14 protein-coding genes are annotated in these 13,527 nt (G+C 68.6%); 3 read left to right on the top strand and 11 right to left on the bottom strand.

Going from position 1 to position 13,527, the window contains the following annotated elements; translation table 11 throughout:
* Window positions 1–241 precede the first annotated feature (241 nt).
* From AX669_RS02605 to AX669_RS02595, 3 genes are all read right to left on the bottom strand, one after another.
* On the bottom strand, window positions 242–997 hold the full coding sequence (locus tag AX669_RS02605) for an alpha/beta hydrolase (protein ID WP_006946044.1): 756 nt from the start codon (window positions 995–997) through the stop codon (window positions 242–244).
* Window positions 998–1,073: 76 nt separating this feature from the next.
* The gene (locus AX669_RS02600) at window positions 1,074–1,328 is read right to left on the bottom strand and encodes a hypothetical protein (protein WP_231729374.1); all 255 of its coding nucleotides are present in this window, start codon (window positions 1,326–1,328) and stop codon (window positions 1,074–1,076) included.
* 44 nt (window positions 1,329–1,372) lie between these two features.
* Complete coding sequence (locus AX669_RS02595; protein ID WP_062256375.1) at window positions 1,373–3,070, bottom strand: 3-hydroxybutyryl-CoA dehydrogenase; 1,698 nt, start codon at window positions 3,068–3,070, stop codon at window positions 1,373–1,375.
* Window positions 3,071–3,133: 63 nt separating this feature from the next.
* On the opposite strand from AX669_RS02595, the gene AX669_RS02590 reads away from it, so the two are divergent.
* A complete protein-coding gene (locus AX669_RS02590) occupies window positions 3,134–3,949 on the top strand; it encodes a hypothetical protein (protein ID WP_038567386.1) in 816 nt (271 codons plus the stop codon).
* Between the two features lie 9 nt (window positions 3,950–3,958).
* Complete coding sequence (nucS, locus tag AX669_RS02585; protein WP_038567383.1) at window positions 3,959–4,654, top strand: endonuclease NucS; 696 nt, start codon at window positions 3,959–3,961, stop codon at window positions 4,652–4,654.
* Between the two features lie 71 nt (window positions 4,655–4,725).
* Here the strand turns inward: nucS and AX669_RS02580 are convergent, their stop codons facing one another.
* Window positions 4,726–5,121, bottom strand: coding sequence for an STAS domain-containing protein (locus tag AX669_RS02580; protein ID WP_062256373.1), 396 nt, complete (start codon window positions 5,119–5,121; stop codon window positions 4,726–4,728).
* A gap of 209 nt (window positions 5,122–5,330) precedes the next feature.
* Between AX669_RS02580 and AX669_RS02575 the strand changes: the two genes are divergently transcribed.
* Window positions 5,331–5,942, top strand: coding sequence for a cob(I)yrinic acid a,c-diamide adenosyltransferase (locus AX669_RS02575; RefSeq protein ID WP_062256371.1), 612 nt, complete (start codon window positions 5,331–5,333; stop codon window positions 5,940–5,942).
* 155 nt (window positions 5,943–6,097) lie between these two features.
* On the opposite strand, the gene AX669_RS02570 is transcribed toward AX669_RS02575, so the two are convergent.
* The 7 genes from AX669_RS02570 to AX669_RS02540 all read right to left on the bottom strand — a co-directional run bounded on the left by AX669_RS02570 (window position 6,098) and on the right by AX669_RS02540 (window position 13,445).
* Window positions 6,098–6,538 carry a DUF2550 family protein gene (locus AX669_RS02570; RefSeq protein ID WP_006945926.1) on the bottom strand — a complete coding sequence of 147 codons (441 nt, stop codon included), beginning with the start codon at window positions 6,536–6,538 and terminating at the stop codon, window positions 6,098–6,100.
* A 14-nt stretch (window positions 6,539–6,552) separates the two neighbouring features.
* The gene (locus tag AX669_RS02565; protein WP_062256369.1) at window positions 6,553–6,819 is read right to left on the bottom strand and encodes a F0F1 ATP synthase subunit epsilon; all 267 of its coding nucleotides are present in this window, start codon (window positions 6,817–6,819) and stop codon (window positions 6,553–6,555) included.
* Entirely contained in the window at window positions 6,816–8,270 is a 1,455-nt protein-coding gene (locus tag AX669_RS02560) for a uracil-xanthine permease family protein (RefSeq protein WP_082740513.1), read from the bottom strand. The genes AX669_RS02565 and AX669_RS02560 overlap by 4 nt, the downstream gene beginning before the upstream one ends.
* Before the next feature lie 141 nt (window positions 8,271–8,411).
* A complete protein-coding gene (gene atpD, locus AX669_RS02555; RefSeq protein WP_062256367.1) occupies window positions 8,412–9,872 on the bottom strand; it encodes a F0F1 ATP synthase subunit beta in 1,461 nt (486 codons plus the stop codon).
* Window positions 9,873–9,896: 24 nt separating this feature from the next.
* Window positions 9,897–10,811 (bottom strand): F0F1 ATP synthase subunit gamma, encoded by a 915-nt coding sequence (locus tag AX669_RS02550; protein ID WP_006946039.1) that lies wholly within the window; start codon window positions 10,809–10,811, stop codon window positions 9,897–9,899.
* A gap of 104 nt (window positions 10,812–10,915) precedes the next feature.
* Window positions 10,916–12,550: a F0F1 ATP synthase subunit alpha gene (gene atpA, locus AX669_RS02545; protein ID WP_038570542.1), complete on the bottom strand. Its 1,635-nt coding sequence runs from the start codon at window positions 12,548–12,550 to the stop codon at window positions 10,916–10,918.
* 82 nt (window positions 12,551–12,632) lie between these two features.
* Window positions 12,633–13,445: a F0F1 ATP synthase subunit delta gene (locus AX669_RS02540; protein WP_062256364.1), complete on the bottom strand. Its 813-nt coding sequence runs from the start codon at window positions 13,443–13,445 to the stop codon at window positions 12,633–12,635.
* Window positions 13,446–13,527: the final 82 nt, after the last annotated feature.

The following is a 13,527-nucleotide window of genomic DNA, read 5'->3' as shown; positions in this document are numbered from 1 at the left end:
TGGGCCTCATCCCACGATGTCTTCACCGATAGCCTGAACACCATCAATGGTGCGTTGACCGGTTGAATCCGCCGTCGTTTCTGCACCACTCAAGCTGGGGTGGGTCTGCACGTGGTCATGCCCCGGTCAGGGGGTAGCAGAACGACGTGCAGAACCTCGCGGCGCAGAACGTCAGTGTCGACAACCGGTCCGAGACAGCCACTACGGGACTCAAAGAGGCGCCCACCGCTTCAGTGTCGACTCAGCCCTCGACCACGAGCGAAGCGTCGACCTCGGTCGGCAGGCCACCCTCGGGCAGCTTCGACGGCGCGACGATGCGCACGATCTCGTCGAGCACGCGCCGCACGTACTTCTCCCCCACCCACAGGTGCTTCGCGCCATCGACGCCGATGACGTCAGCCTGCGGAATGGCCGCGAACCGCTCGCGCGCCTCGTCGGGGCGCAGGTTGTCATCCAGTTCGGGCACGAGCGCCGTCACCGGCTTGCGCGATTCGGCCCACGCCGCCAGGTGCTCGGGCTGCGACCACCGCAGCGGCGGCGACAGCAGGATCGCGCCCTCGATCGACGGATCGAGCCCGTGCATGAGCGCCAGATCCGTGCCGAAGCTCCACCCCACCAGCCAACGATTGGTCAGCGCCGGCGACTCGTGGAACTCCGCGAACTCGATGGCGGCGGCGACGTCGAAACGCTCGCCGTCAGCCGAGTCGAACGCACCCTCCGACGTCCCGCGCGGCGACGACGTGCCACGCGTGTTGAACCGCAGCACCGCGATGTCCGCGAGCGCCGGCAGCCGGTTGGCGGCCTTCTTGTAGACATGGCTGTCCATGAAACCGCCGTGCGTCGGCAGCGGATGCAGCGTGACGAGCGTGGCCACCGGGTCTCGCTCGAGCGGCAGCGCCAACTCACCGACGAGCGTCAACCCGTCGGCGGTGTGCAGTTCGACGTCCTGACGGCGCGCAGCGAGCACCGTGTTCGAGCGAATCTCCTGCAGGCTCAACGCCCCTCCTCGACGATCACGACGAAACCCGGACTTCGTCGTCCGCCCTCGACCCTATGCGACCGCGAGCGCACACTCACCGCCACGAACCCCGCGGCGGACGGCGATCTCGCGCTCGCCAGCAACTCGTGTGCCAGTGACGACGATCCGTCACGTCACCCAGCCGATCATTCGGCCACACGACGACGTGCGGCAGCGATGACGCCAACTGCTGCTGACACCCCGGGCACGTGTAGATCTTGCCGTCGGCGTTACCGCGCAGGACCCGCACCGTCCACTGGCCGCCCGCGTAGGTCTGCACCGTGTCGACAGGACGAAACGCGCGGCTCACGTCGCCGCGCGTCTCGTCCTGCGCTCTGTTGTTGCGCCGTGGCATCAGCCTCGGAAGGACCGCTCCGCGAGCAGGTGCTCCGTCAGCAGCGGCGACGGCACGAGGTGCGTCTCCCCCGCCTCGAAGTACATCTCCGACAGCACACCGGAGACGTCGTCGTAGCCAGCCTCGTCGAGCAACTCGAACGGGCCCTTCGGGTAACCGCAGCCGGCCTTCATCGCCGTGTCGATGTCCTCGACGCTCGCGTAGCCCGAGTCCAACATCTTCACCGCGTCGTTGAGGTGCGGGTAGAGCAGCGCGTCGACGACGAGGCCCGCGCGGTCCTTGCCGACGACCGGCGTCCAACCCGCAGCCGCGGCGAGCGAGCGAACGGCCTCGACCGCGTCGTCCGCGATGGCGACGCTGCGGCCGATCTCGAGCACCTGGCCGGCGCGCTGCTTCTCACGCAGGACGACGGGAACGACGCGCGCATCGAGCGACGGCTCACCGGTCGCGGCCTCCGTCGCCGCGCCCTCACCGAGCGTGGCGATGACGCCGCCGTCACCGATCGCGTCGCGCACGGCGCGCATGAGCGGCTTCTCATCGATCTGCAGCGCGTGCTCGGAGACGTCGCCCTCGACATGACCGCACGAGCACTCGTCACCACAGGCGCACGAGCCGCCGCAGCACCCGTCATCCTCGACGCCGCCGTCGACGGCGAAGACGAACGTGACGTCCTCGAGCGCCGACGCCTCGTCAGCCGCCGTGACCCGCACGAGCTCGAGGCCCGCTGACGACATCTCCTCGGCGAGCGAGTCGACGAGCTCACCCTCGCCGACGAGACCGACGCGGCCACTGTGCGCCTTGCTCTCACCGGGCGTGCGCTCGTCGGCGACGAGGGTGCCCGAGCCGGCCGCCTCGTACGTGTAGAAGCCCTTGCCACTCTTGCGACCGAGGTAGCCGGCCGCCACCATCTGACGCAGCAGCGGCGGCGACGCGACGCTCGGATCATGTGTCGCGTCGTACAGCACGCCGCAGACCTCGTGGACGACGTCGAGGCCGATGAGGTCGCACAGCGTCAGCGGGCCCATCGGGAAGCCGACACCGGCCGCCATCGCAGCATCGAGGTCCTCACGGGAGGCGAGACCCGTCTCGTAGGCGCGGATCGAACGCGCGAGATAGGCGATGAGCAGCGCGTTCGCGACGAAGCCCGCACGGTCGCCGACGACGACCGGCTTCTTGCCCAGGCGGACGGCGAGTTCGCGGACGTCCTCGACGACCTTCACGCCCGTCAGCAGCGAGTGGATGACCTCGACGAGCGGCAGCACCGGCGCCGGGTTGAAGAAGTGCATGCCGATGACGCGCGACGGCTCCTTCGTCGACTTCGCGATCTCGGTGATCGACAGCGACGACGTGTTCGTCGCGAGCACACAGTCGTCACGAACGATGTCGTCGAGCGTCGTGAAGATCGACGTCTTGATCTCGAGCAGCTCCGGCACCGCCTCGATGACGAGGTCGGCGTCCTTCATCGCGGCGAGGTCGTCGCCGAACGCGACGCGGCCGACGATCTCGTCACGCTCACTCTCGGAGAGCTTGCCCTTGGTCACGGCACGCCCGAGGGATTTCGTGAGGAACCCCTTGCCGCGCTCGGCGAGCTCCGCCGAACCGTCGACGGCGATTACGCTGAGCCCCGCCTTGGCGAAGACTTCGACGATGCCGGCACCCATCGTGCCGAGCCCGATGACACCCACTGTGTTGATCATGCGCCCAGTCTTTCAGATGCGACGACCAACCGCTCGTGGGACGATCTACCGCGTGATGACCTCATGATCTTCGGATTGCTCGGCGCCCTCGTCGCCGCCCTCGCCTACGGCGGAGCGACGATCGTCCAGGCGATCGGCGTGGCGCGGATGAGGGAGGCGCCCGACGGCGCCGACCTCATCACCCGTGCGCGCTTCGGCTGGCTGTACGGCGTCGGCCTCGCGCTCGACGGTGTGGCCTTCCTCGCCTCGAGCGGCGCCCTGCGCACCCTGCCACTGTTCCTCGTGCAGTCGGTCATCGCCGGGTCGGTCGCGGTGACGGCCGTGCTCGCCGTCGTCGTCCTGCACGCCAAGCTGACGCGACGCGAGATCATGGCGCTCGTCGGAGTCGGCGTCGGTCTCGTCATGCTCGCCGTCTGCGCCAAGGAGGGTCACGCCACCGGGGTGCCGACCTGGCTGGCCCCCGCCGCGCTCGTGGTCGCGGCCCTCCTGGTGCCGTTCGGGTACGCGGCGTATCGCGCCCGCAACAGCGCGCTTCTCGCCGTCACCGCGGGGCTCGGATTCGCAGGTATCGCGATCGGCGCGCGCATCCTGCCGTGGGACGGCAACGTCCTGCACACGATCGCGAGCTGGCCGTTCTGGGTGCTCATCGCCCACGGCATCATCGCGATGACCGCCTACGGCTTCGCCCTCGACGCGGGAGAGGCGACGTCCGTCGCCGCCATCACCTTCGCCATCGAGACGGTGGTGCCCGCTGCCATCGGCCTCGCCCTGCTCGGTGACGCCGTGCGCGGCGGCACGTGGCCGCTGGCCATCGCGGGGTTCGTCGTCACGCTCGGCAGCTGCTTCGTCCTGGCCGGGCAGTCGGAGCCCGACGCGTAAGGTTGTCCGGTGCGAATCGTGATTGCCGAATGCAGCGTCGACTACGAGGGACGCCTGCAGGCCCACCTCCCCCTCGCCAAGCGCCTGCTCATGGTCAAGGCCGACGGCTCGGTGCTCGTCCACTCCGACGGCGGCTCCTACAAGCCGCTCAACTGGATGGCGCCGCCGTGCACGATGGCCGAGGTCGAACCCGAGGACGTCGAGGTCGCCGACGGCGTGACGAGCGTGTGGCTCGTGCAGCACGGCAAGTCGGACGACCGGCTGCGCATCCGGTTGCACACCGTCCATCACGACTCGGCCCATGACCTCGGCGTCGACCCGGGCCTCGTCAAGGACGGCGTCGAGGCGCAGCTGCAGAAGCTGCTCGCACAGCACATCGAGACCCTCGGTGAGGGCTACACGTTGATGCGGCGCGAATACATGACGGCGATCGGGCCGGTCGACATCATGTGCAAGGACTCGGGCGGAGCCACCGTCGCCGTCGAACTCAAGCGCCACGGCACGATCGACGGAGTCGAGCAACTGACGCGCTACCTCGAACTACTCAACCGCGACCCGCACATCGCCCCCGTCAGCGGCGTCTTCGCCGCCCAGACGATCAAACCGCAGGCCCGCACGCTCGCAGAGGATCGCGGCATCCGCTGCGTCGTGCTCGACTACGACGCGCTCAAGGGCATCGACGACTCCGAGCGCCGGTTGTTCTGATCCGCCTCGAGGTTCGGGGGTGCTCAGGTCGCGAGGCCAGGCGCACGCGTGCGTCGTGGCTTCGCCACGCGTCAGGCAGTGCGCGCCAGCGGGACGTAGCCGCAGGCGCCGGAGACGTTCATGACCCGGTCGAGGCGGGTGCCTGCGAGGAAACGGCACAGACGCGGCGAGGCATCGGCGACGACGAGGCGACGCCGCCGACGCTCGGCCCGGTGATGCGCGCCGACGATGACGCCCAGCCCGGCCGCATCCCACACCTGCGCGTTGGCCAGGTGGACGACGAGGTCGCCGTCACCGCCCGCCAGTGCGGTGTGCAATGCCGTGCGGACGCGGTCGCTGGTGCGTGCGCTGACGGGGCCGTCGATGATGAGCTCCCGCCCGGGGACGGGGTGGTCGATGACGAGGTGCGCACCCATCGCGAGTGTCTCGGAGCGCGACGCGTGCGTGCGCCTCGTCGTCTCGGCCATGATCGTCCCCCTCGTCACTCGCCCGTGCGGGCCGAGCTGTTCGTGGACGGCCGGCGCGTTGCGCGCCCCACCCGGCGTGGAGGCGTCGCCTCCGGCGGGTGCCGTCACTGGTAAAGACGCGCGGCGCCGGGTGAAGGTTCGCCACGCGGCGTAACGAAGTGGCAACGGTCTGAACGCCTCCGATCGGGCGCACGTGACACAGTGGGGGCATGGTGGTTCTCAGCACGATCTACACCCGCACCGGTGACGACGGGAGCACGGGCCTCGGCGACTTCAGCCGGACGTCGAAGAACGACCCGCGCCTCGTCGCCTACGCCGACACGGACGAGGCGGGCGCCGCGCTCGGCCTCGCGCTCACGTGTGCCCCCGATCTGCCTGAGCGGCTGCGCCCAATGCTCCTGCGCATCCAGAACGACCTGTTCGACGTCGGCGCCGACCTGTCGACACCCCTCGTGACACAGCCCGCGCACCCTCCCCTGCGCGTCCAGCAGGAGTGGATCGACGAACTCGAGACCGCCTGCGACGAGTTCGGTGCCGACCTGCCGACGCTGCGTTCCTTCGTCCTCGCCGGCGGCACTCAGGCGGCGGCCTATCTCCACCTCGCGCGGACGGTCGTGCGGCGCGCCGAGCGTGCCTGCTGGGCGGCCATCGACGCCCACGGGAGCGAGAGCGCCGAGCCCGACGACGAGCGTCCCGGCGGCGTCAACCCGCTGACGGCCAGGTACCTCAACCGGCTCTCGGACGCCCTGTTCGTGTTCGCGCGCTACGCCAACGCCCAAGGCCCGGGCGACGTGTTGTGGCAGCCCGGCGGGGGGCGCTGAGCCCCAGCCCGCTCCAGACGTGGGGTGCGGCCGACAGGGCGGCCTTGAAAAGGAGGCGCGCTCTCCGTGCCAAACCCGACCATCGCGGCGGTCGAGGCCGCGAAAGCAATGCCGCTGGGCGGGACGTCGACCGTCAGAGACGCCGGACGGGGGTCTCAGACCAGGGCGTCCGCGTGCAATCCGGGCGGTGCGGACTCGCTCCACGAGCGCATCGCGGTGTAGTCACCGGGCGCCATGGCGATGGTGAAGGCCTCTTCACCGCAGCGCACGTCGACGCTCACCGCGTCACCCGACAGGGCCGCCGGGCGGTCACCGTCCGCGAGCTGAGCGCGCGAACCGAGGAAGAAGTCGCCGCGCGCCCAGGTGCGCCGCGGCGACATCGTCATCGAGCGGAACGAGAACCACTCGAGACGATCGTGGCGGTACCGCACCATCCCGGTGCGCCACGACGCGCCGGGGTAGCGAACCGCCATGACGGCGAGGTTGCCGTCGCGGCCGATGGCGCGCGTGCGAAGCACCATCGCCGCCAGAGCCAGCAAGACCAGGATGACGGCCAGCGCGAGAGTGATCTCGCCGGCCGTCATCGCTGAATCCATGGTTCGAAACCGCCTCAGACCCCGGCCATCTCGACGTGCTGAGCGACGACCGTCACCACGTCCTTGTCAACGGAGAGGAATCCGCCGTCGATCTTGACCGTACGACGCTCGCCCTGCGCGGGCACGACGACGACGTCGCCCTCGACGAGGACGGACAGGATCGGCTGGTGACCGGGCAGGATGCCGATCTCACCTTCGGTGGTCCGTGCGATCATTCGGCTCGCCTCGCCCTCCCAGACCTCACGGTCGGCAGCGACGAACTTGACGTTCAGGGTGCTCATGCGGGCTTCCTCTTCGAGTCGGTGATTTCCCCCATGATAGCGGGCGAATCGGGCCGGGGCGCGCGGCCCACCCGGTGGGTGTGCACGCCCGTGCGACAGGGGTCGTCAGCGACGCCCGTCCGCGTGCGCGTCGGCGTCGGCCGACGCGCCGCGACGGACGCACCTTCGTGCGGCAGCGGCGCGAGCGGATCGGCGAGCGCCCCCGAAACCCGCGCCCCGGCGCGCATGAGGTGGAACACGACGACCGCCGCGAACGTACCGAGGGCGATGCCGGCAAAGGCGACGTCACCGATCGTCCACGTGTAGTCGGCGATGCCGACGATGAGCGCGACCGCAGCCGTCATGAGGTTGACGGGGTTGGCGAAGTCGACGCGGTTCTCCATCCAGATGCGCACGCCGAGCATGCCGATCATGCCGTAGAGGACCGTCGCCGCTCCCCCGAGGACGCCGGGCGGGATCGTCGAGATGATCGCGCCGAACTTCGGCAGGAACGACAGCCCGATCGCCGTGATGGCCGCGACCCAGTAGGCCGCCGTCGAATACACCTTCGTCGCCGCCATGACGCCGATGTTCTCGGCATACGTCGTCGTGCCCGAGCCGCCACCGAAGCCGGCGAGCGTCGTGGCGAGGCCGTCACCGAGCAGCGCACGCCCCGAGACGTCGTCGAGGTTGCGGTCCGTCATCTGCGCGACCGACTTCACGTGGCCGATGTTCTCCGCGATCAGCACGAGCACGACCGGCACGAACAGCCCGACGACCGACCACGAGAACGACGGCGACGCGAAGTGCGGCAGTCCGATCCAGGCGGCGGAATCCACGGCGTCGAAGTCGACCTCACCGCGCAGGCACGCGACGAGATACCCGGTGAGCACACCGATGAGGATGCTGAGGCGCCCGAGCAGCCCCTTCGCGAGCATCGTCACCGCGAGGATGACGACCAGGGTGACGAGCGCCGTCACAGGCGCCTTCATGAAGTTGCCCTTCGCCGCAGGCGCGAGGTTGAGGCCGATGAGCGCGACGATCGTGCCCGTGACGACCGGCGGCATGAGCGCACGCAACCAGCCGTCGCCGGCGACCTGGACGACGAGCCCGACGAGCGCCAGAGCCAGGCCCGCCATGACGACGCCGCCCAGCGCCGTCGCCATGTCGTGCGCCTTCGTCGCCGCCGTCAGCGGCGCGATGAACGCAAACGACGAGCCGAGGTAGCTCGGCACGCGCCCCGCCGTCAGCAGCAGGAAGACGACCGTGCCGACGCCGGAGAAGAACAGCGTCGTCGACGGCGGGAAGCCCGTCAGCAGCGGCACGAGGAACGTCGCACCGAACATCGCGACGACGTGCTGCATGCCGATGCCGATCGTCTTCGGCCACGCCAAGCGCTCGTCCGGCGCGACGACGGCGTCACCGCGCGTGAGGTCGTCCTCACGCACCCGCCACTTCAGACCCAGATCCATCCCTGCTCCTCATTCCTGCGCGCCGCGACTCAACGACGCGCCCTGCTCACGATGCACGACGAAGGGCCGGGGGTCGAAAACCCCCAGCCCTTCGTCATTCTCACTCGCCGCCTCGGGGTCATCCCCGCCGCGGCGCGCGAATCAGTCCTGCTTGGCCAGCTCCGCGGCCTGACGCTCGACGTCGTCGAGGCCACCACACATGAAGAAGGCCTGCTCGGGGACGTGGTCGTAGTCGCCGTCCGCGATCTTCGTGAAGGCCTCGATCGAGTCCTGCAGCGACACCGTCGAACCCTCGATGCCGGTGAACTGCTTGGCGACGTAGGTGTTCTGCGACAGGAAGCGCTGGATGCGGCGAGCGCGGTTGACGAGGATCTTGTCCTCTTCGGAGAGCTCGTCGATACCGAGGATCGCGATGATGTCCTGCAGTTCCTTGTTGCGCTGCAGGATCGACTTGATGCGAACCGCCGTCTCGTAGTGCTCCTTCGAGATGTAACGCGGGTCGAGGATGCGCGACGTCGACGTCAGCGGGTCCACGGCCGGGTAGATACCCATCGACGCGATGTCACGCGAGAGCTCGGTCGTCGCGTCGAGGTGCGCGAACGTCGTCGCCGGGGCCGGGTCGGTGTAGTCGTCAGCCGGCACGTAGATGGCCTGCATCGACGTGATCGAGTGACCACGCGTCGAGGTGATGCGCTCCTGGAGCACACCCATCTCGTCGGCCAGCGTCGGCTGGTAACCCACGGCGGACGGCATGCGGCCGAGCAGCGTGGAGACCTCGGAACCGGCCTGCGTGAAGCGGAAGATGTTGTCGATGAACAGCAGCACGTCCTGCTTCTGCACGTCGCGGAAGTACTCCGCCATCGTCAGCGCCGACAGGGCGACGCGAAGACGCGTTCCCGGCGGCTCGTCCATCTGGCCGAACACGAGCGCGGTCTGGCCGAGGACGCCGGCCTCTTCCATCTCGACCATGAGGTCGTTGCCCTCACGGGTGCGCTCACCGACACCGGCGAACACGGACACACCACCGTGGTTGCGAGCGACTCGAGCGATCATCTCCTGGATCAGAACGGTCTTGCCGACACCGGCACCACCGAACAGGCCGATCTTTCCGCCCTGGACGTACGGGGTCAGCAGGTCGATGACCTTGATGCCCGTCTCGAACATCGTCGTCTTGGACTCGAGCTGGTCGAACGCGGGCGCCGTACGGTGGATACCCCAGCGCTCCTTGACCTCGAGCTGCTCGCCCTCTTCGAGGTCGAGGCAGTCACCCGTCGCGTTGAAGACGTGGCCGAGGGTGACGTCGCCGACCGGTACGGAGATCGGCCCGCCGGAGTCGCGCACCTCGGAGCCGCGGACGATGCCGTCCGTCGGCTGCAGCGAGATGGCGCGAACCATCCAGTCACCGATGTGCTGGGCGACCTCGAGGTTGATGTTCTTCTGCTCGCCGTTGAGCGAGACCTCGAGCGTCAGGAGGTTGTAGACCTCCGGCATCGTGTCGGCCGAGAACTCGACGTCGACGACCGGGCCGATGACGCGCGAGACGCGGCCCACGCCGCCCGCGGCCGGGGCCGCGGTTGCGCTTTCGTTGATGGTGGCAGTCATGAGGATTCCTTTACGTGAAGGCGGTCAGCTGGCATCGGCGAGGGCGCTGGCGCCACCCACGATCTCGCTGATCTCTTGCGTAATCTCGGCCTGACGGGCCTGGTTGGCCAGTCGGGTGTAGGTCTTGATGAGTTCGGTCGCGTTGTCCGTGGCGGACTTCATCGCGCGCTGGCGGGCAGCGAGCTCGGAAGCGGCCGACTGCAGGAGCGCGTTGAAGATGCGAGCCGTGACGTACTTCGGCAGCAGCGCATCGAGCACGCCCTCGGCGTTCGGCTCGAAGTCGTAGAGCGGAAGCGGTCCGTCGGGCTTGCCGTCGCCGTCGAGGTCGAGCTGACCCTCGGCCACCTCGAGCGGCAGCAGACGGATGACGCGGGCCTGCTGCGTCACCATCGACTGGAACTCGGTGTAGACGACGTGCAGTTCGTCGACCCCGCCACCCTCGGCACCGGCATGGAAGTCGGCGGTCAGACGCTCACCGATCTCCTCGGCGTTCTCGAACTTGGGGCTGTCGGTGAAGCCCGTCCACTCTGCCTCGTACTCGCGACGGCGGAACTTGTAGTAGCTCACGCCCTTGCGGCCGACGAGGTAGGGGACGACCTCCTTGCCCTCGTGCTCGAGCTTGGTGATGAGCTGCTGGGCTTCCTTCATCGCGTTGACCGAGTACGAGCCGGCGAGGCCGCGGTCAGCCGTGACGATGAGGACGCCGGCGCGCTTGACGTTCTCGCGCTCCGTCGTCAGTGCGTGGTCGATGTCCGACGTGGAGGACGCGACCGAGGAGACGGCTCGGGTCAGGGCCACGGCGTAGGGCGTCGACTTCGCGACGGCCTCGCGCGCCTTGACCACGCGCGAGGCAGCGATGAGCTCCATCGCGCGCGTGATCTTCTTGGTCGCCTGGACGGACCGGATGCGCTGGCGGTAGACCCGCTGCTGCGCTCCCATAGCTTTCCGCCTCTCTGTACTGGTGCTGGCTTGGGTGGTGGTGTCGACCTGGCGGCCGACCTCGGCGGGTGCTCGTCACACCCGCCGAGGTGCGATCACGAAGATCACGGCTTGTGCTTGGTGATCTTCTCCTGGTTGATGTGGTCCGCAGCGATCTCGTCGAACTGCTCGGAACCCTCACCACCGTGGTCGGACGACGCCTGGAACTGCTTGCGGAAGTCGTCCATCGCACCGGCGAAGACGTCCTTGCCGTCGTCGGCCAGCTTGCCGCTCTCGCGGATCGCCATCATGAACTCACCGTGGTTGCGGTGCATGTACTCGAGCCACTCGGCCTCGAAGCGCTGCACGTCCTCGGTCTTGACGTCGTCGAACTTGCCCGTCGTACCGGCCCACAGCGACGCGACCTGGTCCTCGACCGGGTACGGGCTGTTCTGCGGCTGCTTGAACATCTCCATGAGACGCTCACCGCGAGCGAGCTGACGGCGCGACGCGGCGTCGAGGTCGGAGGCGAACATGGCGAACGCCTGCATCTCGCGGAACTGTGCGAGGTCGACCTTGATCGAACCGGTGACGGCCTTCATGGCCTTCGTCATGGCCGCACCACCGACACGCGACACAGAGATACCCACGTCGACAGCCGGGCGCTGGTTGGCGTTGAACAGGTCGGCCTGGAGGAAGATCTGGCCGTCCGTGATCGAGATGACGTTCGTCGGGATGTAGGCCGAGACGTCGCCGGCCTTCGTCTCGATGATCGGCAGGCCCGTCATCGAACCGGCACCCAGGTCGTCCGACAGCTTCGCGCAACGCTCGAGCAGACGCGAGTGCAAGTAAAACACGTCACCGGGGTAGGCCTCGCGGCCCGGCGGGCGGCGCAGCAGCAGCGACATGGCGCGGTAGGCCTCGGCCTGCTTGCTCAGGTCGTCGAACACGATGAGGACGTGCTTGCCCTGGTACATCCAGTGCTGGCCGATCGCCGAGCCGGTGAACGGAGCAAGGTACTTGAAGCCCGCCGCGTCACCCGCCGGAGCGTTGACGATCGTCGTGTACTCCATCGCGCCGGCCTCTTCGAGCGTGGCGCGGACCTCGGCGACGGTCGAGTTCTTCTGACCGACGGCGACGTAGATGCAGCGAACCTGCTTCGACGGGTCACCCGTCTCCCAGTTCTGCTTCTGGTTGATGATCGTGTCGGTGGCGATCGTCGTCTTGCCCGTCTTGCGGTCACCGATGATCAGCTGACGCTGACCGCGACCGACCGGCGTCATGGCGTCGATCGCCTTGATGCCCGTCATGAGCGGTTCGTGGACCGACTTGCGCTGGACGACGGTGGGCGCCTGCAGCTCGAGGGCGCGACGGCCTTCGGCCTCGATGTCACCCAGGCCGTCGATCGGCTGACCGAGCGGGTTGACGACGCGGCCCATGAACGCGTCACCGACGGGAACCGAGAGGACCTCGCCCGTGCGCTTGACGCTCTGGCCCTCTTCGATGCCGCCGAACTCACCCAGGATGACGACGCCGATCTCGTGGACGTCGAGGTTCTGTGCGATACCGAGCGTGCCGTCTTCGAACTGAAGCAGCTCGTTGGTCATGGCCGAGGGAAGACCCTCGACGTGTGCGATGCCGTCAGCGGCATCGACGACGCGGCCGACCTCTTCACGGGAGGCCGCGCCGGGCTCGTAGGACTGAACGTAACCGTTCAGTGCATCCCGGATCTCCTCCGGACGGATCGAAAGCTCCGTCATCATCACTCCTTGTCATGGGCCCGCATCGGGCGCCGTGCTTCTTGGCTCAGGGCCGCGGATGCGGCAATTCTTTGGGCGTCGATCAGCCGGACAGGTGCGCGCGGGCCTCGTCGAGGCGACGCGCGATCGTTCCGTCGATGACGTCGTCACCGACAGCCACCTTGATGCCGCCGACGACCGAGGGGTCGATGACGACGTTCGTCTGCACGGGCTTGCCGTACATCTTCGTCAGAGCCGCGCGCAGCCGCTCGTTCTGCTCCGGGGTCAGCTCGACCGCACTCGTGACGATCGCGCTCGACTGGCCGCGGCGCCCGGCCACGCCCTCGAGGAACTCCTCGATGGCCCGCTCGAAACCGCGCCCACGGGGGGAGCCTGCGGCGCGAGTGGCGAGCAGCGCCGTCTCGGGGGCGACCTTGCCCTCGAGCAGACGGGCGACGAGCCCGGCCTTGTCCGCACCGCTGCGAGAGCGGTCGGACAGGGCATCCCTGAGGCCCGCGTCGGAAGCGACGGTCCGCTCGAAGCGGAACAGCTCGTTCTCGAAAGCATCCGCGCGACCGGCCTTCTCCGCCGAAGCGGTGGCGGCCTCGACCGCAAGACGCTCCAGAGCGTCACTGAGGTCGCGCTCGCTCGACCAGCGTTCACCGGCGACAGCCGTCACGACCGCCATCGCGTCGTAGCCGATCTTGCCGCTGAACAGACGCTGGACAAGGCCACGCTTGGCCTCGCTCTCGCGCGACGGGTCACCCAGCGCGCGACGCAGCGTCGCGTTGGAATCGATGACGTCGACGACCGCGAAGAGCTCACGAGCCGTGTTCATCGGGTCACCGGGGCCGGACAGGGTGCCGTTGAGCACCTGCCGGGCCGCGGAGAGAGCCGTCCTCGACGAACCCTGCATCAGGCTTCGACCCGCGTGCTGCCTGCGCTCGAGGCGGCGGCCTCGGAGCCGGCGGTGGCGGACTCGGGACGGATTCTGCCCG

This window comes from Dermacoccus sp. CCH2-D9, assembly GCF_001556795.1.
In the GTDB taxonomy this organism is placed as follows: Bacteria; Actinomycetota; Actinomycetes; order Actinomycetales; family Dermatophilaceae; genus Dermacoccus; species Dermacoccus nishinomiyaensis.
Note: the sequence above shows the minus strand (reverse complement) of the source record. Positions and strands in the feature narration are given on the sequence as shown.

Bases quoted from the DNA above. Each gene is read 5' to 3' on its own strand.
- atpA (WP_038570542.1), bottom strand. From the start codon at position 12,550: ATGACGGAGCTTTCGATCCGTCCGGAGGAGATCCGGGATGCACTGAAC.
- AX669_RS02590 (WP_038567386.1), top strand. From the start codon at position 3,134: ATGATCTTCGGATTGCTCGGCGCCCTCGTCGCCGCCCTCGCCTACGGC.
- AX669_RS02570 (WP_006945926.1), bottom strand. From the start codon at position 6,538: ATGGATTCAGCGATGACGGCCGGCGAGATCACTCTCGCGCTGGCCGTC.
- AX669_RS02540 (WP_062256364.1), bottom strand. From the start codon at position 13,445: ATGCAGGGTTCGTCGAGGACGGCTCTCTCCGCGGCCCGGCAGGTGCTC.
- AX669_RS02560 (WP_082740513.1), bottom strand. From the start codon at position 8,270: ATGGATCTGGGTCTGAAGTGGCGGGTGCGTGAGGACGACCTCACGCGC.
- AX669_RS02575 (WP_062256371.1), top strand. From the start codon at position 5,331: ATGGTGGTTCTCAGCACGATCTACACCCGCACCGGTGACGACGGGAGC.
- AX669_RS02580 (WP_062256373.1), bottom strand. From the start codon at position 5,121: ATGGCCGAGACGACGAGGCGCACGCACGCGTCGCGCTCCGAGACACTC.
- atpD (WP_062256367.1), bottom strand. From the start codon at position 9,872: ATGACTGCCACCATCAACGAAAGCGCAACCGCGGCCCCGGCCGCGGGC.
- AX669_RS02595 (WP_062256375.1), bottom strand. From the start codon at position 3,070: ATGATCAACACAGTGGGTGTCATCGGGCTCGGCACGATGGGTGCCGGC.
- AX669_RS02565 (WP_062256369.1), bottom strand. From the start codon at position 6,819: ATGAGCACCCTGAACGTCAAGTTCGTCGCTGCCGACCGTGAGGTCTGG.
- AX669_RS02550 (WP_006946039.1), bottom strand. From the start codon at position 10,811: ATGGGAGCGCAGCAGCGGGTCTACCGCCAGCGCATCCGGTCCGTCCAG.